The organism is Pseudomonas sp. UBA3149 (genome assembly GCF_002364655.1).
Classification (GTDB): Bacteria; Pseudomonadota; Gammaproteobacteria; order Pseudomonadales; family Pseudomonadaceae; genus Chryseomonas; species Chryseomonas luteola.
In genome coordinates this window covers 46,070-67,652 of record NZ_DEYV01000001.1, presented here as the reverse complement: position 1 = coordinate 67,652, position 21,583 = coordinate 46,070, and the positions used below count along the sequence as shown (strand labels likewise).

15 protein-coding genes and 2 pseudogenes are annotated in these 21,583 nt (G+C 53.9%); 14 read left to right on the top strand and 3 right to left on the bottom strand.

Annotation, left to right across the window (positions count from 1 at the left end):
- Positions 1-21: 21 nt before the first annotated feature.
- The 3 genes from glgA to B3729_RS00270 all read right to left on the bottom strand — a co-directional run bounded on the left by glgA (position 22) and on the right by B3729_RS00270 (position 3,272).
- On the bottom strand, positions 22-1,596 hold the full coding sequence (gene glgA, locus B3729_RS00280; RefSeq protein ID WP_150347356.1) for a glycogen synthase GlgA: 1,575 nt from the start codon (positions 1,594-1,596) through the stop codon (positions 22-24).
- A gap of 346 nt (positions 1,597-1,942) precedes the next feature.
- Positions 1,943-3,064, bottom strand: a complete 1,122-nt coding sequence (locus B3729_RS00275; protein ID WP_150347357.1) for a mechanosensitive ion channel family protein — start codon at positions 3,062-3,064, stop codon at positions 1,943-1,945.
- 64 nt (positions 3,065-3,128) lie between these two features.
- Positions 3,129-3,272: a hypothetical protein gene (locus B3729_RS00270; protein ID WP_010798360.1), complete on the bottom strand. Its 144-nt coding sequence runs from the start codon at positions 3,270-3,272 to the stop codon at positions 3,129-3,131.
- A 454-nt stretch (positions 3,273-3,726) separates the two neighbouring features.
- On the opposite strand from B3729_RS00270, the gene B3729_RS00265 reads away from it, so the two are divergent.
- The 14 genes and pseudogenes from B3729_RS00265 (at position 3,727) to B3729_RS00205 (ending at position 21,535) form a co-directional block, all read left to right on the top strand.
- Entirely contained in the window at positions 3,727-5,757 is a 2,031-nt protein-coding gene (locus B3729_RS00265; protein WP_286786699.1) for a PAS domain S-box protein, read from the top strand.
- A 16-nt stretch (positions 5,758-5,773) separates the two neighbouring features.
- Positions 5,774-6,428, top strand: a pseudogene (locus B3729_RS00260) (response regulator).
- 85 nt (positions 6,429-6,513) lie between these two features.
- Positions 6,514-10,497, top strand: coding sequence for a sensor domain-containing protein (locus B3729_RS00255; protein WP_286786698.1), 3,984 nt, complete (start codon positions 6,514-6,516; stop codon positions 10,495-10,497).
- 357 nt (positions 10,498-10,854) lie between these two features.
- Positions 10,855-11,667, top strand: a pseudogene (locus B3729_RS24660) (methyl-accepting chemotaxis protein); the annotation flags it as partial.
- Positions 11,668-12,111: 444 nt separating this feature from the next.
- Positions 12,112-12,765, top strand: a complete 654-nt coding sequence (locus B3729_RS24655; RefSeq protein WP_414704018.1) for a methyl-accepting chemotaxis protein — start codon at positions 12,112-12,114, stop codon at positions 12,763-12,765.
- Between the two features lie 23 nt (positions 12,766-12,788).
- Entirely contained in the window at positions 12,789-14,330 is a 1,542-nt protein-coding gene (locus B3729_RS00245; RefSeq protein ID WP_286786696.1) for a chemotaxis protein CheW, read from the top strand.
- A gap of 18 nt (positions 14,331-14,348) precedes the next feature.
- Positions 14,349-15,464, top strand: coding sequence for a chemotaxis-specific protein-glutamate methyltransferase CheB (gene cheB / locus B3729_RS00240; protein WP_286786695.1), 1,116 nt, complete (start codon positions 14,349-14,351; stop codon positions 15,462-15,464).
- Positions 15,448-16,071 carry a HEAT repeat domain-containing protein gene (locus B3729_RS00235; RefSeq protein WP_286786694.1) on the top strand — a complete coding sequence of 208 codons (624 nt, stop codon included), beginning with the start codon at positions 15,448-15,450 and terminating at the stop codon, positions 16,069-16,071. Before cheB ends, B3729_RS00235 begins: the two co-directional genes overlap by 17 nt.
- Positions 16,068-16,916, top strand: coding sequence for a CheR family methyltransferase (locus tag B3729_RS00230; protein ID WP_286786693.1), 849 nt, complete (start codon positions 16,068-16,070; stop codon positions 16,914-16,916). Before B3729_RS00235 ends, B3729_RS00230 begins: the two co-directional genes overlap by 4 nt.
- Entirely contained in the window at positions 16,913-17,284 is a 372-nt protein-coding gene (locus tag B3729_RS00225) for a response regulator (RefSeq protein WP_286786692.1), read from the top strand. Before B3729_RS00230 ends, B3729_RS00225 begins: the two co-directional genes overlap by 4 nt.
- The gene (locus B3729_RS00220; protein WP_286786691.1) at positions 17,281-19,695 is read left to right on the top strand and encodes a chemotaxis protein CheA; all 2,415 of its coding nucleotides are present in this window, start codon (positions 17,281-17,283) and stop codon (positions 19,693-19,695) included. The genes B3729_RS00225 and B3729_RS00220 overlap by 4 nt, the downstream gene beginning before the upstream one ends.
- On the top strand, positions 19,692-19,928 hold the full coding sequence (locus B3729_RS00215; protein ID WP_010798349.1) for a hypothetical protein: 237 nt from the start codon (positions 19,692-19,694) through the stop codon (positions 19,926-19,928). Before B3729_RS00220 ends, B3729_RS00215 begins: the two co-directional genes overlap by 4 nt.
- 11 nt (positions 19,929-19,939) lie before the next feature.
- Positions 19,940-20,314 carry a response regulator gene (locus tag B3729_RS00210; RefSeq protein ID WP_125888409.1) on the top strand — a complete coding sequence of 125 codons (375 nt, stop codon included), beginning with the start codon at positions 19,940-19,942 and terminating at the stop codon, positions 20,312-20,314.
- Between the two features lie 9 nt (positions 20,315-20,323).
- A complete protein-coding gene (locus B3729_RS00205) occupies positions 20,324-21,535 on the top strand; it encodes a methyl-accepting chemotaxis protein (RefSeq protein ID WP_286786690.1) in 1,212 nt (403 codons plus the stop codon).
- Positions 21,536-21,583: the final 48 nt, after the last annotated feature.

Genomic DNA, 21,583 nt, shown 5'->3' with positions numbered 1-21,583 from the left:
AAAGATGGCGCTAAAGTTGAATCAGATCGCAGCTTGTTCCTGACGAACTTTAGAAAGCAGCGATTGATAGAGCTCATCGTACGGTTGAGCGCTCTGAGACCAGTAGAACGGGCCGCTCATGGCGCGTCGACGCATGGCTTGAAGCAGATCCTTACGCTCGAACACTTCGAACGCACGATTAATGGACTTCGTGTAGCTTTCCAGAGTGTGCTTGTCGAACAGGAAACCGGTAACACCGTCTTCAATACTGTCTGCCAGACCACCTGTACGGCGTGCAATCGGCAGAGAGGCAAAGCGCTGCGCATACATCTGGCTCAAGCCACAAGGCTCGAAGCGAGAGGGCATCAACAGGAAGTCGCTGCCTGCAAACATGCGGCGAGCTTCGGTCTCGCAGAAACCTACGTGTACGCCAACGCGACCCTTGTAGCGCTTGGACAGCTCATTCACTGCACGCTCGACCGCAGGCTCTCCGCAACCAATGATCACCAATTGGCCACCGCGAGAGACGATGTGGTCAACTGCTTCAATGGTTAGATCGATACCTTTTTGGTGCACCAGACGGGAAACGACCGCGAACAAGGGGCCTTCTGAGACTTCAAGACCGAAATCTTCACGGATACGGTCTGCATTGGCCCGCTTGCCTGCCCAGTCATAAGGAGAAAAGCTCTGGCACAAATGCGGGTCATTGCAAGGATCCCAGCCCTCGTCGATTCCGTTGAGAATTCCGGACAGCTTGCCCTGCTTGGCCTTGACCTGAAGCAGACCTTCCAGCCCACAACCAAACTCGGGTGTGGTGATTTCCTTGGCATAAGTCTGGCTTACCGTCGTAATGTGACTGGCGTAGCTCAAGCCTGCTTTGAGAAAGGAGATCTTGCCGTAATACTCAAGACCGTCAATGGAAAACGCTTCGGCCGGGATACCGAGGTCTGCCATGCAGTAACGGGGGAATACGCCTTGATAGGCCAGGTTGTGAATGGTCATCACTGACGGTGTTTTCAGTCCGCGCCATTGCACATAACCTGCGGCCAGGCCTGTCTGCCAGTCATTCAAGTGCAGGAGATCAGGGCACCAGCGAATGGACGCCGTGCCTGCTGCCAGATCCGCTGCCGCCGAAGCCAGTCGACCAAAGCGGATATGGTTGTCGACCCAGTCGGCACCATGGGTATCGGCATAAGGTGTGCCCGGACGCTCATAAAGTTCGGGGCAGACCAACACATAAATCACGAGACCGTCTTCCTGATCGACACGGGCGATGTCGCAGGCAGGCATGGCAGCCAGTGCCGGAATACGTCCGACAATTTGCATTTCGTCGCGGATGGCATCCATGACAGGACGATAGCCGGGAATAAGAACCCGGACGTCATGCTTGGAAGACAACGCACGTGGCAGGGCGGCGGAGACTTCTCCCAGGCCACCAGCTTTTACGAAATCGGTAATCTCGGGTGTTACGAACAAAATACGCTTACGTGTTTCAACGACTGAGCTCAGCTTGAGCTGGCGCTCGTCGGTTTGAGTAGGGAAGCGATTGGCATTGCGCACTTCTGCTGAGTTCGCAGCTACAAGCGTTTCAAATTTCCCCACAACGGCATTTGCCATATTGCGCTCCCAAAAAGCAGTAATGACTGAGGTTTGCCCAATGAACGCTTCTCGTCGAAGCCGACATACCGATCAAAAACGTCCACAGCCATGCTGCTTACAGCCCCCTGGCGACGTCCCCCTGTAAGGAACTGGACAAAGGGCATTGCAAGGTTGCGCCCGATAGTCCAGTCTGCATAAAAGATGACCTGCGCCAGCTCGCCTAAGTTTCCTGGTTGGGTATGCACATTTGACGAACGTGCTAGAACCGTGCCGCTTCTGGCTGGTTTGAAATAAAGCACGCGCCTGCAGCTTTAGCGAAGATCATTACAATTACGCGACAGTACTCTGCGTAATCGCCTTAAATTCAGATTTCAGGCTGTCTAGCTGGCGTGTTGTGCATTTCGTCGGATACTGAATGAGGCCGTTTGATTTGCGTGCCCACTTCCGCCCGCAGCTGAGGCAAACACTCTGGAAATTCCCGATTTACGAAGGCAATCAGGCGCTCACGTACATGGCAGCGCAGATCCCAGTTTTTGGACGAGTCTGGAGAGGTAACGAGGACGCGTAGTTGTATGGCTCTGTCCGAAGCGTCCGTAACTTGCAAGACGCATACACGGCCATCCCACAAATGGGGCACTTCGTTGCACACACGCTCCAATTCAGCGCGTATCGGCTCCATCGGAAGTGAATAGTCCACCCACATAAAGACCGATCCCATGAGGCTGGAATTGGTGCGGGTCCAGTTCTGAAAAGGTTTTTCGATAAAGTACTGCAGGGGTACCACCAAGCGCCGATCATCCCAGATCCGCACCACGACATAGGTTCCGGTAATCTCTTCAACCCGGCCCCATTCCCCCTCGACGATCACGACATCATCAATTCGAATGGGTTGGGTCACGGCAATCTGCAGACCGGCAATGAGATTGCCCAGTACAGGGCGTGCGGCGATACCCGCCACGATACCGGCCACACCAGCGGAAGCGAGCAGACTGGCACCGATTTGCCTGACCTCGGGAAACGTCATCAGCATGGACGACAGGCCTACCAGAAAGACGACAAAACCCAGGCTGCGCACCATGACGCGCGTCTGGGTCTGGATACGTCTGGCACGAAGGTTATCTTCGATATTGACCGGGTGACGGATGGAAATGGTCGCGCCAATGGCTTTTACGCACCGTAAACCTAGCCAAGTAAAGGCAGCGATTGTGATCAGGGCCGTCAGGTGCCTTAAGCCACCGATCAGGGGCAGGGTGTCAGGCGCTGAGCCCAATACGCCTTGCAACGCTATCAGCGGGATCAGAAACCGGGCAGGGCGCTCGGAGTAGCGGATCAGTGTCTGGGCCAGCAAAAAAGGCCGCGCGATTCGTTTAAGTACAGTAGAAATAACCAGTACGGCAATACTGGCGATCGCCATCGAAACACATGCCGCTACCAGAGTAGCCAGCCACGGAGAGGAGAGAAATGTCGACCAGTCGATGGACATCATCCAGAGTCCTTAGGAATCAAAAAGCCGCGAAGCGCGGCTTTATCGGCTGATTCAGTCGGTGGGTTTAAAGCGAAGTAGGGCTTTCAGGCGGAAGGGGGGTGTTATCAACACTACCGGCATCAGCGTCGTTAGCGGCTTGAATAGTTTGAATACGTGCCACAGCAGACACATTGCGCGCATAGCTGCGGGTGATATCGATGATCATCATGGCATCTCACCTCAATGCTGCAAGGAACTTGGACCTGGTCGCGCTGATGATTCAACGCTTGTCAATTCCGACTGGGCTTCTCGGGCTCTGGTTCCCCAGCCTCCCAGCTAGAGCGGCTTTAGCAGCTGAACGGTCATCAGGCGAGTAGTAATACCAGCCTATATAAGGGAATGGATACTACCAATCCCAGTCCGTTTGAACAGGCCATACGTAATTACTAAGAAGAAAGTAATGAATCGTTTCAGCTATAGACGTAAAGCTTATCAAAGAGAGGCCGACATCCTTATGGAAAGGCTGGGCTGATGACAGTTTCAAGGGATATGCAGCGTCGATTTACTTAGCCAAACGGCCATTCAGTGCTACTAGTTAGATAAGCACCTCGTGTTGAGGCGAGTCACTTGAATAGGTAATCCGTCCTTTGATGTTTATGCGTTCATCCGATATTGACACCCACGTGTCGTCCTCTCGAAATGTCCTGCTGGCAGCCCCGTGGCGACTGGTTCTGGTATATACCGTAGTGGGTGTCCTTTGGGTCGTAGGTACGTCCTTTGTCATTGAGACATTAAAGCTTCCTGAATGGAGCTATACACTTCGCGGGCTGCTATTTACCTTGTTCACGGCCATCACGGGATGGTGGTTTATCAAGCGGCTGACTCAAATTGCGATTCAGACCCAGCGACTGATCAGCCAGTCGGAAGGCGATTACCGAGCGTTATTCGAAATCCATCCAGCACCCATGTGGCTCTATGACAAGCACAGTCTGCTTATCATCAAGGCAAATGAGGCGGCTCACAGGACTTATGGTTACACCAGTGCTCAATTTGCCCAGCTGAAGATCACTGACTTGTACGCACCTAGTGATAGGGATGAATTTAAAAATCGCACCCATAAAAACGGTATTAACAATCAGCGTCTTTCTGGCATTCGCAAGCATATCAATCAATCCGGCAATTCCATGGATGTAGATGTGCTTTGCCATGAGCATATTTTCAAACATGAGCCTTACGGGCTTCTGATGGCACAAAACGTCAGTGCCCATTTCGAGCTTGAGAAAAAGCTGGCCAATAGCTTGAGGCAGCTTGAGCTGGCCCAGCATATCGGCATGATGGGTTATTGGGAGCGGGATCTAAAAGACCAGTCGATTCGCTGGTCGCCTGAGATTTATTCAATCCTCAACCTGGACCCCAGACAGGAAGAACTTACCTTCGAGCGCTTTCTTTCTCTTATTCACCGGGATGATCGAGCGCGCATGGCCAAGATATATCATGAGGCGGCTTCGGTGGGGCAGACCACTCATGAGTATCGGGTTACTCCAAATAATGGAGAGCTTCGCTACGTGTTTGAGCGTACTCAACTCATAGGAAATGAACAGGGAGTCGCCCGAACGCTGTTCGGGACGTTTATTGATGTATCCGAAATCAAGGTGGCCGAGCAGGCACTGGCTAGGCAGCAGAAGCGATACGAGCACATGGTCGATAGCCTTCCTGAAGGTGTGCTGATCATCCATCAGAGGCGTGTTACATACGCCAATAAAGCCGCCTGCCATATGTTCGCCGAACATTCAGGTGCGCGGTTACGGGCGCTGGATATCGGGCTGTGTTTCCATCCGGATCATCGGGAGCGCGAGATGGACCGCCTTGATGCCTTGCATAAAGGTCTGACGCAAGAGCAGACATTCAGGCATATCACATTATTACGGCTGGACGGCTCAGAGTTCGAGGCTGAATTGGCTGAAATCATTCTTGAAGAGCATGGATACCGTGACGTGCAGTTGCTTGTTCGGGATATCAGTCAAGCCTCTCAGATGCGCCGGGACCTGGAGGTAGCCAATAAGAGCTTGCAACGTCTGTCCCAGCGGTTGATCGAGGTGCAGGAGTTTGAGCGCCGACAGCTGGCCCGTGATCTGCATGATGATATTGGACAGCAGCTCACAGGCATCAAGCTGCACCTGCAACGACTTGTTCGCAAACTCGACCATGAATCTGAAGTCAAAACATTAGCTACCGGCCTTGGCCAAAGCGTAAATGATGCTCTGGCCAAGGTGAAAAGCCTCTCGTTGTCCCTTCATCCGCTACAACTTGAAACACTAGGACTTGAAGCTGCCGTGCGGTGGCATCTGTCCCAATTTCTAGGGGCTACGTCTACTCAATGGGAGCTGAATGTTGAAGGGACGTTGGATAACCTGTCAGCCGACATGGCGGTTGTCGCGTTCAGAATCATTCAGGAGGCCGTGAACAATGTAGCCAAGCATGCGCAGGCGGCTTCCATAAGGATCACCTTAAGTCATGACGTTGAAGGGCTAAGATTAGAGATATTGGATGATGGTTGCGGATTTGATGTCAGCAATGCGTCTCAGGGAGCCAGAAGTCTGGGGCTTACCAGCATGCATGAGCGGGTGGCTTCTTTAAACGGGAAGGTCAGGATCTCAAGCATATCGGGCGTAGGCACACGTATCACAGCGGTTCTGCCTGTTGCGATTAATTGATGAAAGGAGAATGAGCTTGGTAACCCGTGTAGCGCTCGTTGATGATCATGCCTTGATTAGGGCTGGGCTGCGGTCTTTGGTCGAAGACCAGCCTGGCTATGAGGTTGTGGCGGAGGGAGGAGATGGCTCCGATGTAAAGTATTCTGCGGGAGCATAAACCTGACATCTTATTGTTGGATATCAGCATGAAGCACCTTAGTGGTCTCGATGCGCTACGCCAATGGCGTGAACAGTATCCAGATGTTCAGATTCTTATGCTTTCCATGCATGCTACACCTGACTATGTTCTGGCTGCGTTACGCCTAGGTGCGCGGGGCTATCTGCTCAAGGATGCGGCTGCACAGGAGCTAGACCTTGCTTTGCAAGCCCTGGCACGCAACGAGTCGTATTTAAGTCCCGGTATTGCCCAGACCGTTATTCAATCCGCTATCGTCGAAGGCCGACCACGCGAGAGTAGTAGCGGCGGTTCGGTATTGACGCCCCGGCAAACAGAAATCTTGCGTTTGATCGCACGTGGTTGCTCGACACGTGATATCGCTCAGGGCCTTGGACTCAGTGTAAAAACCGTAGATACCCATCGCTCGCAAATCATGGATCGCCTTAATCTGCATGATGTGCCCTCGCTGGTTTTATACGCTGTACGTAAAGGCTTGATAAGCCCTGAGGATTAACAGCCTATTGGCTTAGGGAATTCCCTGATAGTCAAGGTAGTGCAAGTTTCGCACACTAGGTCACTGGCTATTGAAAGAGTGCCCTATGTCTTCATTTTCATCCCAGGCTGATCGTTTCCTGGAGCATTATCTCTCACGTCATGATGCTTCAGACGCACCTTCTGCTTCGTTTTCGGTGTCCTCCTCGTGGGCGCTCTGCTTGGGCGTTTCCATGGTCAGTCTCCTTTGCCTGAGCGTTGGCCGGCTAGAGGTTGCGTTACTGGTCTGGGGGGGCGCGCTGACAATGGCCACGGTAAAGCGTCTGGCTTGGCAAGCGTTCAGCGTTTGCGGGCTGGTCACCCTTGTAGGGTGTCTGGTCTGGTATGTCATTGATCCCCACCCCTACGATATCGATATTCATCTCGTGATCGTTTGCGGGTTGGTTATTTCGGTCAGCTATCTTTCTGGGAAAGTGGCTCGGCTGAAGGCGAGAATCAAACAGCAGCACATACACAACCACTTGTTGGCGCAGTTCAGTTCCGTCCTTACCCAATCGCCTGACGTATGCCTTAAAGAGATTGACTTGAGCGGTCGTCTTTTAAGCATGAATGACCAAGGTCGATTGCTCATGGACGTTTGCAATTCCGAGCAGGTCCACGGCGCGGATTGGTTGAGCTTCTGGAAAGACGAATGGGCTCAAAAGGCGCGTCAGGCATTTGATCAGGCCTGTTTGGGCGTGCCGGGGCGTTTTGTTGGCCAATGTGACACGCTCAATGGCACAGCCAAATGGTGGGATGTACTGGTCCTGCCTGTCCGTGGGCAGCAAGGGCAGATCGAGACGATATTGGCGTTCTCTTGGGACATTACCGAAGCTCAGCGTAACGCTACCAAGCTTAAAGACACCCACGATGAATTTGATGCCCTTCTGAATAACCTTGATGAAGGAATGTATCGGCTCGATCAGGAGTGGCGTTTCATTCAGGTCAATGAAATGGCTGAGGTCCTGCTCAGGCGCACACGAAAAGAGCTATTGGGCGCTTACATCTGGGATCTTTACCCAGAGGATGAAGATCGGGAACTCGGTTCAGCTTATCGGGATGTGATGTACTCCGGTTTCCCTCGTCATTTTGAATTCTATTTTCGGCCTTTTCAGCAATGGCATCGTGTCAGCGCTTATCCGCGGCCTAACGGTATCACCGTGTTCTTTAGCAACATCACCTCGGATGTTGCCAGCGTCCAACAGAGCCAGACAACAGAAACTCGCCTGCGCTTGGCTCAGGAAATTGGTCGATTCGCCGATTGGCAATTCGATCTGGCCTCGCGTGAACTTATGTTGTCCGAGCAGGCGATACAGCTCCTGAATATCTCCATGGAGACAGGTGGCTCGCATCAGGATGAGCTGATGAAGCATTTGCATCCTGATGATCGTCTGGGACTGGTTTCAGCGCTGCTGGATTTGACCGAGGGAAAAGCTTCCTTGAGTGTCTCTTTACGTTTCCGGCACGTCGGGCGGTCGGGAGCATGGAGAAACTTTCAATTTGCAGGTGTGGTGCTTCGCCCTAAAGCTCATCCCCAAGGCCTTTTGGTCGGTTGCATGCAGGATGTGTCCTTGCAGAAGCATCGCGAGCAGCGCCTGATTCAGGCGGAAGCCTTTACACGCAGTATTCTTGATGCACTACCGCAGTTGGTCTGTGTATTGGACGAAGCCGGTACTGTAATTACCGTCAATCAAGCGTGGACCCAGTTTATTGATACCCATCCCGCCCAGTGGGACTGGCCGGATGCTGGAACGAATTACCTGACATTCTGTGCAGGTATGGCAGGTCGGGACGGGGCCGTGGCGCAGACTATTTTGGCTAAACTCCAGTCTCTGCTAGATGGAGAAGGTGATCCTTTCAGCCTGGAGTTCAAAATGGACTTGGGCGATGAGGTTCGCGTCTTCAAGATGTTTGCCCTGCTAATGGACACTGAGCAGAAGCAATTACTCATTGTGCATGAGGATGTCACCGAAACGGCTCGTCTTCAGCGAACACTAAATACTCAGGCCCAACGGCTCAAGTTGATTTACGAAGGCTCGAGCGATGGGTTGTGGGAGTGGATCCCACAGCGTAAAGCGCTTTACCTGTCCGAGCGTTTCATTGAATTGATAGGAAGCATCCCTGATGAGCATCAACCGTTTCCACAGTGGTTGATTGAACATACTCATCCCGATGAGACCGAGGCGTTGGTATCTATGCTTGAATGCCATCTGGTGCACGACGCGCCATTTGATATCGAGCTGCGTCTGCAAACGGCTATGGGCTGGCATTGGTTCAGGATCCGTGGCAAGGCCGAGCGGGAAGGGGATGTATTGGTGCGCTTCGCAGGATCGCTGATGGATATCGATTTTCAGCGAGACCTTTTAGCTCAGCTTCAAGAAAGTGAAGCTCGTTTCAGGGAAATGGTTGAATATCTTCCTCATGTCTTCTGGGTATATGACATTTCCAAGGAAAAAGTCAGCTATGTAAGCCCAGCTTTCCAGAAAATATGGGGACATTCTCCTGAGTTGTTATACGAGAACGCGACACAATGGATCAGCCTTGTCCATCAGGATGATCAACCATTGGTTGAGCGCTTTCACCAAGAAGTGATCTGGCATCACCGGTCTGCTGAGGTCGAGTACCGCTCAGTCGATGCCAACGGTAAACTTTTGTGGGTCCGTAATAAGGCTTTTCCATTTCCGAACGCCCAAGGAGAGGTTGCTCGTATTGTGGGTATCGCCGAAGACATCACCGAGGCGCGTACCTACCAGGAACAACTTTATGCGGCTGCGCATTTCGATAGTTTAAGTGGGTTACCCAACCGAGTCATGTTCCATAAACGCCTGGAAGAGCAATGTGTTCAGGCTGGAAAGGGTAATCGCGAGTTCTCGGTACTCTTCATTGGGCTTGATCGTATCAAGTGGGTCCAGCAATGCCTGGGCCAGCGTATACGGGATGAATTGGTCAATCAGGTTTCCGAGCGTTTCCAGACCGTACTAGGCGCAAGGGGCTACCTTGCCAATCTAGCCAGCGATGAATTTGCGGTATTGTTGAGCCGAGAGGAGGAAATGGCGCATGTGCATGATGTTATCAAGGCCTTGCTTCAGTCGCTTGATGAGCATTTCTTATTGGCGACAGAATCGATCCGGCTGACAGGTTGCATCGGTGTAGCTCAGTACCCACTGGATGGCGACACGGCCGAGCAATTGATCAAGAACGCCAATGCTGCCGTGTACGCCGTACAGAAATCTGGGCGCAATGGGTATCAATTCTTCAACCAAGGATTGCTCAAGCACAGCTTCGATACGCTTAAGCTTGAAGCTGAACTTAGTCGTGCGATCGATCAAAACGAGTTCGTTCTGTATTACCAGCCCAAAGTGGATATGGCTAATCAACAGGTATGTGGCGCCGAGGCCCTGATTCGCTGGGAACATCCAGCTCATGGTCTCCTTAGTCCGCTACGGTTCATTTCATTGCTTGAGGAAACCGGCCTGATCGTGCCCGTTGGGCTCTGGTGTATCGACCAGGCTCTGGCGCAACTGGCTGAGTGGCAATCAAGAGGGCTAGGCCATTTTGTAGTAGCGGTGAACCTGTCGCTTCGCCAGCTGCAACCCGACCTATGCGAGCAAGTGCGAGCTAGTTTGGAGCGACATGGTATTGAGCCGGGCTGCCTGGAACTGGAGCTTACCGAGTCCATCATGCCTGAGGCAGGCAGCGAGTCGAGCGCCATCATCAATGATCTAAAAACGTTGGGCGTCCGGATAGCAGTGGACGACTTCGGTACGGGTTATTCGACCTTGGGAAGTTTGCGTTCCTTTGTGCCGGACACACTCAAGATTGATCGATGCTTTCTTAACGAGATGGCCAGCAATGCTTCTGATCGTGCCATTGTGAAAAGCGTCATTGAGATGGCTCACGCCTTGTCGATGACGGTTGTAGCCGAAGGTGTCGAGTCGCTGGAGCAACAACGGTTATTAGAGGAACTGCATTGTGACCAGATGCAGGGTTTCTTGATCAGTCCGCCGGTTGACGCCGTTATTTTTGAGGAAAAGCATATTGCCATTAGGTAAATGACTTAGTTCTTTCAGCTTGTTGTGTCATAGAGCCGCTCCGCTGTAGAGCGGCTTTTTTTTGAGCTTACGGCATGGCAGGCCTTCGATTCTGCCATCCATCCTGAAACTTTAGCCGCTCGGTGGCTTAGATGTTTCAGGTTTTTTCTTAGGAAAAGCAAACGTTTTACCTCAGGTTCTCCCCGATAGTTTCTCTTGATCAACGACGCTTAAATATGCCTGCCGTGGATGTCAGGCGAGCCGAAGTGTTTCGGCCTACATCAGACAGGCCGCACGCTTTGGTGTGAGCAGGAGCCACCCAGCTGCGTTACGCATCCATTTCATTGAAACCATCGTTCGTAGTTGAGGAAGTTTTTCATGGCACTGGTCAAGAAACCCACCGCGCCTTCCACCGCGGCTGAAAAAGTCGTATCCCGTAATGTAGCCCGTGATGCTGAAGTGCAGCGCAAGCGCGCTCGTACCATGGCCAAGCAGCAACAGGCTGCTGAACGTATTGCCGCGGCTACCAATCAGCTGTCTACCGGCGTTAACGAGGCGGCCTCTGCTGCGGAAGAGCTCAAGCGTGCTGCCGACCAGATTGCCAGCGGTGCTGAGGAAGCCTCCGGTGCAGCCCAGCAATCGCTTAAAGCCTTCGAAATTGTGGGTCGCTCCATTGAGTTACAGCAGCAGAGTGCTGCGGTCGCCCAGGAAAAATCCGAAGCCATGCAACGCTTGGCCGCATCGGTTAATGCTGATGTGACTGCGCTAATTGCCAACGTAAGTATTGCGGCTGAGCGTCAGGCCGGCTCAGTCGAGCGTGTAGCTGAACTCAAACAACAAGCTGCCAATATTGGTGAAATCGTCAAAGCAGTAGGCCGTATCGCAGATCAGACCAACCTGTTGGCTTTAAACGCAGCGATTGAAGCAGCGCGTGCCGGTAAGCACGGCAAGGGCTTTGCGGTTGTGGCAGATGAAGTTCGTACCTTGGCAGAAACCTCTGAGAAGAGTGCTAAGCAGATCTCCGACATGGTCGGAAAGATCCAGCACGACGTGGAAAACATTGCTCTAGGCATTAACCGCTCGGCTGAAGCTATTCAGACTGAGGTTGAGAAAGGCGGCACCATCAGCCAGCAGCTTGACCAGATCAGTATAGGCTGTACCGAAATCGTAAAGGGTGCCCTTGAGATCGCCGCCGGAGCAGTACAGAGCAGCGCAGCCGCGCAACAAGCTTTGCGTGGCGCCGATTCTATTGCCTCTGCTGCGGAGCAACAGTCTGCGGCTGCTGAGGAGTCAGCCAAGACCGTCGACGAGCAGGCTCAAGCCCTGGCCGAATGTGAGCAGGCATCACAAAGCTTGTCTGAACTGGCTGAAGAATTGAAAACCTCTACTGATGTCAGTAAGAGCGCTGAAGAGGTTGCCTCTGCTGCGGAAGAGTTGTCTTCTGCCGTGCAGGAAATCAATCGGGCTTCAAGCCAGATTTCTCAAGTTATCGACCAGATCCGCCAGGGTGCACAAACTCAGGCTGCTGCGACTGAAGAGTCTGCTGCTGCTGTCAGCCAGATTGAAAAGGGCCTTGAACTGGCCCAGAGCCGTGCTACAGGCAGCCTGGAAAAGGCATCTACCATCAAAACACTGATGGGTGCTAATAAGAGCAGCATTGACGCAATGGTTAAAGGCGTGACGTCCTCTATTGAGGAGACACGTGCCAGCCTGAGCCAGATTAAAGATCTGGAGCTGATCTCTCGCCGTATCGATAAGATCGTCGACGCCATTACTACAGTTTCTATTCAAACGAACATGCTCGCTGTCAACGGTTCGATCGAAGCAGCCCGGGCCGGTGAGTTTGGTAAGGGCTTTGTAGTAGTCGCTACTGATATTCGTAACCTGGCTCATGATTCAGCAGAGAATGCTGATCGTATCAAGGACCTCGTAAAGGCTGTACAAGATCAGATCGGTGTTGTGGGTCGCGACCTTGAAGAAATTATTAGTGCGGCATTGGCTGAGGCTCAAAAGGCCACTGTGATCACGCGCAACCTTGACAATATGGCTGGTGATATTGCCAGCGTGGAAGTAGGTTCCTCCGACATTCTCAAGTCTGCTGAAGAGATCGGAGCCAGCATTGCTCAGGTGAAGTCCGGTATCGAGCAAATTTCTGCAGCCGCTCAGGAAGCTGAGAATGCAGCTCAAGAAGCTGCTGCTGCTGCTAAACAGCAGTCTCAAGGTGCTGAAGAGCTGTCGGCTGCTATCGAAGAGATTGCTTCCCTGGCTGACGAGCTGCAAAGCGCTTAAGTCCCTGAAGTGAGGGGATTGTAATGACTCAATCAACTGTAAATAACGTCCCCGCTGTTCGCAGCGAGGGCGACGACGAAGACCAGGCTCACGGCCATCAGTTTGTGACATTCACCGTGGGTAAAGAGGTGTTCGCCGTCGAGATGTTGCCTGTGCAGGAAATCATCCGTGTACCGGATGTGATCCGCGTGCCGCTTACCCCGCCGGCCCTAAATGGGCTGGCCAACCTACGTGGCAATGTACTGCCCATCATCTGCCTGCGGACTCTGTTCAACATGGCGGCCCGAGAGGCGGATGATTCGACGAGGGCTATTGTACTCAACATGGGCCAGCCGTTGGGCTTTGTGGTTGATCGTGTCGCCAGCGTGATCATGGTTGAAGAGGGCCAGATCGAGCCGGTAAGTAATGTACAGGCCACGATTAACAGCCGCCTCCTGACGGGGTTGCTCAAGCAGGTCGGTGGGCATGAACTGGTGATGATCCTCGACTTTGCTGCGCTGATTCGAGACAGCTTTAGCGAGAACAGTCTGCTTCAGCGCACCGTCATGGCGAGTGCCATGTCTGCCATGCACGACGAGATGGAAGAGGACGAGAACAGCGATGAGCTGCAACTGGTTAGCTTTACCGTAGACGGGCAGGAATATGGCATAGCCATACAGGATGTTCAGGAGATTGTTCAGGTTCCCGAGCACATAGTCTCCGTGCCTAAGTCGGCCTCCCATGTCCGTGGCGTGATGACGCTGCGTCAGCGCCTGCTACCTCTGGTATCGCTACGCGAGATGTTCCATTTGCCCAGTCAGGAGACTGACGAGCGCAGCCGCATCCTGGTGGTAAGTCTCGCCGGGGTATCGGTTGGGATCATTCTCGATAGTGTTAATGAAGTTTTGCGAGTGCCCGGCTCTCAGGTTGAGCCCATGCCGCCAATGCTGGCGCGAGACCAGAACATGGCTGAGCTGACCGGTTTATGCCGCCTGCAAAATGGCAAGCGGCTGGTCTCCGTCGTGTCAGCAGAGCGCTTGTTCCAGCACCAGTCGGTGCAACGTGTTTTGAATACGAATGATAAGGAGCCGAGCGTGGACGAAGAGCTGCTCGATCAGATTGATAACGACGACGAAGAGCAACTGGTGGTGTTCCGTTTGGGTAATGAAGAGTTTGGCGTACCCATCGACAGCGTCCAGGAGATCGTTCGCGTCCCGGAAAACCTAACGCATGTACCCAAGGCGCCTTCCTTTGTCGAGGGTGTCATGAACCTGCGTGGCGTTGTGCTGCCGGTAATCGATCAGCGCCGCCGCTTCGGATTGCCGAGCATTGAGAACAATGATCGCCAGCGCATCATGGTGTTTGTCATCAATGATCTGCGCACCGGCTTTATCGTGGATTCGGTCGCTGAAGTGCTGAAAATCTCACGCAACCTTATCGAGCCTGCACCGGCACTGTCGAGCGAACAGCAGCGCCTGTTTGGTCGTGTGGCAAACCTGCCCAAGCAGAAGCGCATGATCCAACTTGTCGAGCCGCGTCAGCTTCTGGGTGAGCAGGAGCTTAGCGCCCTGTCGAGCGTCGCGTAAGGGAAGGGTGCTGCCGTCATGATTCGTCTGCTTATCGTCGATGACTCCGCATTAATGCGTCGCCATCTGCAAAAGGTGTTCGAGGCCGAAGGTGATTTCGAACTCGAAATGGCCCGCAATGGCCTCGAAGCGATTGAGCTGGCTCGCCAGTTCGATCCGGACGTCATCACCCTGGATATCAATATGCCTGAAATGGACGGGCTGACGGCTTTGTCCATGCTCATGGCAGAAAAGCCTCGTTCGGTCGTGATGTTTTCATCGCTGACCGAGCAGGGCGCTATTGCCTCGCTTGAGGCGTTGGCGCTCGGCGCGGTGGATTTCTTTCCCAAACCGGGCGGTACGATTTCCCTGAATATCGATCAGGTGCGTGACAGCCTGGTTGCCAAGGTGCGTGCCGCTGCTGGCGCTCAGCTCAAGAAGGCAGGAAAACCACGCGCCGGATCAACCGCGCCGACTCGCTCCCAGATCGAGCGCGAGCCGGTGGAAAAAGCCGTAGAGCTGGCAGGTGACTTGGGTGAAGGGCTTGTGCTGATCGGCTCCTCTACCGGTGGCCCTCGTACGCTGGAAGAAATTCTGTCGAAGCTTCCGGCGAGCTATCCCTGGCCGATCGTGGTTTCCCAGCACATGCCGGCCAACTTTACCCGTGCTTTCGCCGAGCGCATGAACAATGTTTGCGCACTCACGGTGATAGAGGTCAGCAGACCTCTGCCGCTCGAGGCGGGTACGGTTTACGTTGGGATGGGGGGCAGTGACGTTTGTATCGGTCGTCGTGCAGGCCGTCCTTATGCCTTGCCCAAGCCGGAAAACAACAAGTACCTCTGGCATCCCTCCGTCAGCCTGATGGTGGAAACTGCCATGGGGCATTTCCAGCCAAGTCAACTGATTGGCGTAATGCTGACGGGCATGGGGTACGACGGTGCTGATGAGATGACCGAACTCAAGCGCCGTGGGGGGCGCACCCTGGCTGAGTCCAAGGAATCATCTGTTGTATTTGGTATGCCGGCAGAGCTGATCCGTCGTGGCGGTGCCACGGAAATCATGGCCTGCACTGAAATGGCCGCCACCCTTGTCCGTTGGGGCAGCGGTAAAACCACTACGTCTTCTCGAGTATCCCGCCATGCCACTCGTTCGTAATACTCTGGCCGATCAGGCCGGTGATGACCAGCCAAGCGGGTTCGAGCAGCTGCTTGATACACTCGGTAGTCCCGATACCGCGGCTCGCCGCTTGGCCGCACGTGCCATAGCACAGTTTCCAGACTCCAGTAGCGCTCTGATCGATCGTCTGGAAGAAGAAGCCGAACCGTCTGTGCGTGAGGCCATTATCACCAGTCTGGCTGCTATCGCCGATGTCAGCTCAGTCACCGCTCTGCTTGACTGCCTGCGCAGTGAGGATGCGGCGCTACGTAACGATGCCATCGAAGCTCTGAAGACGGCAGGTGTTCAGCACCCTGGGTTGATTCAGAACGCGCTGCAGGACTACGACGCCGACGTCCGCATCCTGGCTATCGGCATTCTGGAATCACTTAAGCACCCGGATGTCGAGCTGTGGCTGATCGATCTGCTGGAGCATGACCCGCATCTCAATGTCTGTGCCTGCGCCGTGGATTTGCTGTGCGAAATCGGGAGCGAGCGTGCGGTGCCGGCGCTTGAGGCTTGTCTTGAGCGCTTCCCCGATGAGGCTTACCTGCGTTTCGCCGTTGATCTGGCTATCCAGCGCCTGCGTGGAGAATCAGTCCTGTGAGCCAGACACCCGCGATTACCAAAGAAGACTTCGTGAAGTTTCGCGAATTCTTCTACCGCAAGACCGGCATCCACTTCGATGACTCGAAGCGCTATTTCGTGGACAAGCGCTTGATCGAGCGCATCGAGGCCACGGACGCGGGTACTTTTCGCAACTATTTTGTGAACCTGCGTTTTCAGGCATCGGGTGATGAGCTGCAGTCTCTGGTCAATGCGATGACCGTCAACGAGACCTACTTTTTCCGCGAGGAGTATCAGCTCAAGTGTCTCGTGACGAACATGCTGGAGGAGGTCACCCGGCGTAAGCGTGACTCAGGGCCCATTCGTATCTGGTCGATGCCGTCGTCCTCAGGTGAGGAGCCTTACTCCATCGCCATGTACTTGCTCGAATACTGGAAGGGTATTGAGGAGTGGGATGTTGAGCTGATCGCCTCGGATATCGACACCAACATTTTGGAGCGCGCCAGAAGAGGTCTTTATAGCCCGCGTTCGGTACACAACCTGCCTGCCACACTTTTAGAAAAGTATTTCACGCAGCAGAAAACCGGGGATTACCAGCTGATCGACGATATTCGTCAAAGCGTCGAGTTCAGCCGGGTAAACCTGATGAGCGCTGCCGATGTGAAGGCTTATAAGGGCTTCGACATTATTTTCTGTCGCAATCTGCTGATCTATTTCGATGACCTGTCGCGTCGCCAGGCGGCCGATACGTTTTTTGATGCGCTCAATCCAGGCGGGATGATCTGCCTGGGTCACTCGGAGTCCATGAGTCGTATCTCGTCTCTGTTCCAGGTGCGCAAATTCCCTGAAGCAATTGTTTACCAGAAGCCGTTGGAGGCCCGATGAAACGCATTCTGATCGTCGACGACGCGGCCACCGTACGGCTGTTCAACCGACAAATACTAGAGAAAGCCGGTTATCACGTTGACGAGGCCATCAACGGCATTGAGGCGCTGGAAAAAAGCCTCGAGACGCTCTACGACCTGTATCTGGTAGACGTGAATATGCCCATGCAGGACGGCTTCAGCTTCCTGCGTGAATTGCGCTCCCGGCCTATTGAACAGGCCCCTGCGGTAATGATTACAACCGAGTCGGGTGATCATGATCGTCAGCAGGCTTGGGAATCTGGTGCTAATTATTACTTAACTAAACCGATTAAGCCGGAAGCGTTGCTGAGGCTGGTGAATGTTCTGACCGGAGAAGGTGCCCAGTGAACGCATTGCTGCAACAGTTTATTCAGGAAAGCCGGGAAGCCCTGGAGTCCATTGGCAGTACCTTGCTCGCCATGGAACGAGAGCCTGGCGATACCGCCCCACTGGGCGAACTGTTCCGCCTGGTGCATACGCTTAAAGGTAACTCAGGCCTGTTTGATTTTCCGGCGCTGACCAGTGTATTGCATGCCGCTGAAGACGTGATGGATGCAGTCCGTAACGGTGAGCTGGACTTCAATCAGCAACTGGCTGATCAGCTTTTGAACACGGCTGACTATGTCAGCGAGTTTCTGGATGAGATCGAGCAGAACAGTCAGCCGGGTGACGGTTTTCAGGTTCCGCCTCGTGAACTGGTCGATGGGTTGCGCGCGTGGCTTACCAGCAGCGAGGCGGCAGTGGTTGCTGCTGGCGCAAAAAACGGTACGACTGAAAGCGAGTCGCCCGCCTGGGCTACTGAACTGAATGATGAAGTACGTCAGCACATAGCCGATCGTTTGAAGGGCGAACAATGCGTTTACCGTGTTGAGTATCGTCCTGCCGCCGATTGTTTTTTCCAGGGCACCGATCCTTTGCACCTGGTGCGTCAGCTGCCGGACATTTTCTGGCGTCGTGTGACCGCTGTAGAGCCCTGGGCGGCAGCGTCAGAACTGGATGCCTATCACTGCAATCTGCGTATCGAATTCTTGTTAGCGATACGGGAAGAGGATCTGGCTGAGCACTTCCGGTATGTCAGTGATCAGGTCAGCTGGGAGGCCGTAACAGCGGCACTGTTTGCTTCACCTGCTCCGGTCGAAGAGGCTCAACAGGGCTTAAGCCATGGTAACGAAGCAATCGATCCACTGGTACGGGACGTAGTAGGCACTCAGCAGATAGCCTTGGCTGCCTGCCTCTCTCAGCCTTGGCGTAGCGGTCAGCATGGCGCCATCGTCCGGACATTAACCAATGTTCTCATGGCTTATCCTGCACTCACTGAGACCTTGCAGCGTAGCGTGATGGACGCCGATCAGCAGCGCAGCGCTACACCGATCATGGCCTGGTTCCAGGCACACTGGCAGGCGGGTGCTGACTCCATATCCGAGGCGCCCAAAGAAGAGGGTCGTACTCAAGAGGCCATGAGCGCATGGCTGTCGGCACAGCTTGATCCCGCAGCACCTGTTGTACCGGTGGTGGAAGCTGCACGCGCGCCTTCCGAGGCATCTGCCGGTCGGCGTCAGGAGGAGGCTGGCAATCATGTTACGCCTAAGGTCCTCAAGATCGAGCAGGAAAAGATCGACCGCCTAATGAACCTGATTGGCGAGATCGTAGTTGCCAAGAACGGATTACCTTATCTGGCCGAGCGTGCTGAAGACCAATATGGTCAGCGCGAGCTGGCGCGAGAGATCAAGGCTCAATATGCCGTAGTCAACCGTATCGCCGAAGACCTGCAGGACGCCATCATGCAAGTACGCATGATGCCGGTTTCTTTCGTGCTGCAGCGCTTCCCGCGTCTGGTGCGTGATATCGCGCGCAAGCTGGGCAAGAAGGTCAATCTCATCCTGGAAGGGGAAGACACCGAAGCGGACAAATCCATGATCGAGGCCTTGGCCGATCCGCTTGTGCATATCGTCCGTAACTCCATGGATCACGGGCTGGAGCTTCCGGAGGAGCGTACAAACGCTGGCAAGCCGGAAACCGGCACGCTGCGTATTCGCGCCAGCCAGAACGCGGACCATGTGGTTATTGTTATTGAAGACGATGGTCGCGGTATCGATCCACAAAAGATCAAGGCCAAGGTGGCTGGTAAAGGTCTGGTCGAACAGACCGCCCTGGATGCGATGAGTGATCAGGAGCTGGTCAATCTGGTCTTCCTGCCGGGCTTTTCGACTGCGGAGCAGATTTCCGATCTGTCCGGCCGTGGCGTTGGTATGGATGTGGTGCGCTCGGGTATCGAAAAAGTGGGCGGCCAACTGCGCCTGACCAGTCAGGTCGGCAAGGGTACGCAGCTGAGCCTGACACTGCCGCTGAGCATGGCAGTAACGCAGGTCATGGTGATTGAGTCAGGCGGTCAGCGCTTTGGCATTCCCATGGATCAAGTCATGGAAACCGTGCGCTTACCCAAGGATTCGATTCATACCATCAAGCATCAGCCCACCGCGCAACTGCGCGGCCGCACGATTCCGCTCAAGAGTTTGAACCAGATGCTGGCGGTCTCCGAGGAGCAGGTGCTTAACGAGGATGATGAGTACGCCTTGATGGTGCTACGCAGCCGAGGCGAGCTGGTCGGCCTGATCATTGATGATTTCCACGGCTCGATCGACATCATCCTAAAGCCTATGGTGGGCATTCTCGGTGAGCTGTCCGGCTACTCCGGTACAGCCGTGATGGGGGATGGCTCCATCCTGATGATCCTCAACCCCACGGAGCTATTCGAATGAGCATTACCTTCAAGAAAAGCGTAGCCGTATTGGCTGATCAGGTCACGGTGGAAGAGGCAGAAACCCTGCTGGAATGGCTGGTGAAAAACCCGGCCGCAAAGGTCAATCTGGGTGACCTCGAACACCTGCATACCGCTGATCTGCAAGTACTTATGGCATTGAAACCAAACGTTTCAGTTTGGCCGAAAAATACCGATATAAAGGTGTGGCTTGAAGCCGCACTGAATGCGTAGGAGAGAGTGAAATGAGCAAGAACATCATGATCGTCGACGACTCCGCGACCATGCTGATGAGTCTGCGCAGCAGCTTGGAAATGTCCGGCTTTAAAGTCGAGGCGGCCAATGATGGCGTGCAGGCGATGAGCAGGCTGCAAGGCGGCTACAAGCCGGATCTGATCATCACTGATATCAACATGCCCAACATGGGTGGTCTTGAGCTGATCGGCAAGGCCCGTGCGTTACCTGGAATGCGCTTTGTTCCCATTCTGGCGCTCACTACCGAGAGCCAGCAAAGCAAGCGTGACGAGGCCAAAAAGAATGGTGCCACCGGCTGGCTAGTGAAGCCTGTCGGGGCAGCGGACCTGCTCAAGGTCATCAAGCAAGTCCTGCCGGGTGCCTAAGGAGCTGAGATGAATAACCAAGCCTACCTCAAAGCCGGATTGCTGCTGACCATCGTGGCGCTGGGCCTCAGCTCGCCGGTCTGGTCGGCTTGGCTGGCGCAACAGTCAACGCTGGCCTGCATGGGCATCGCCGTGTTTTTCTCTATTCCATTGTTATTGATGACGTGGAAGTTGTCCCAGACCTCTGTCCATGTTTCTGAGCGACTGGAAGAGCGAAGCACACAGGCGGCACTGTTCGACAAGACGGTTGCCACGGCAAATGCCGTACCTGGCCTGAGCCGCATTGTGCAGCGTAACCTGAAAGAGGTGAGTGATGAGACCGAGCGCAACGTGCTAAGCGCCATTGAGCGCTTGAACAATATTCACCTTACGGGTCAGAAGCTATCCGAAACAGTGAATGAAGGCTGTAGCTCTGCTAAGCAATTATCTTGCGAGGCGGACAGCCATCAGCTACGCAACGAAAAGACATTGGCTACGCTGTCTTCATTCGAGAGGGAGCGCAAAGAAAGCCTGAGCAGCGATATCGAGCGTATGCGCCGATTATATGAGGAGGTCAAGGCGACGGGACCGTTGATTGCACTCATCAGCGATATTGCCAAACAGACCAACCTGCTCGCGCTTAATGCTGCAATCGAGGCTGCAAGGGCAGGGGACTCTGGACGTGGATTTGCTGTAGTGGCCACCGAAGTACGTAATCTTTCTGCCCGTACGGCAGAAGCTGCTAATTCAATCTCTTCAACCATCCAAAATCTGGCCTCGCGCTTTGAAGAAGAGTCAACAGCAGCTCAAAATCGCCAAGAGGATTTTCTAGCCAGGAGCGGGTTGGACCATGTGGGTAATGAGTTGCGCTCGATGGTCAAATATCTGCAGGAAGCAGCTGATTGCATGACAACTGTAGTGAGCGGCGTTAAGGGGTTGAGTTCCGAGGTAAATAATGACCTTCAAAACGTGCTGTCCTGCTTGCAGTTCCAGGACCCGCTACGTCAGCGCCTGGAGCAGAGCAGTCATATGCTGGACACCTTGAGCGATGTTATGGAGGCCTATGGTGTCGGGCTTGCCTCACCTGAAACCTGTCAGCCGGGGGAGCTACCTGATCTCGATGCTCGGATGCAAAAGCACCTGAACAGCTATGTGACGCACTCACAGCACAAAGGCCATCTCGAAGAGATAGGTCGAGGACACGAAGTGCAGTCTGAAGGGCTCAAGATCGAACTGTTTTAAACTTCATACGAATGCAAAAAAGGCCAGCGGGCTCCCGACTGGCCTTTT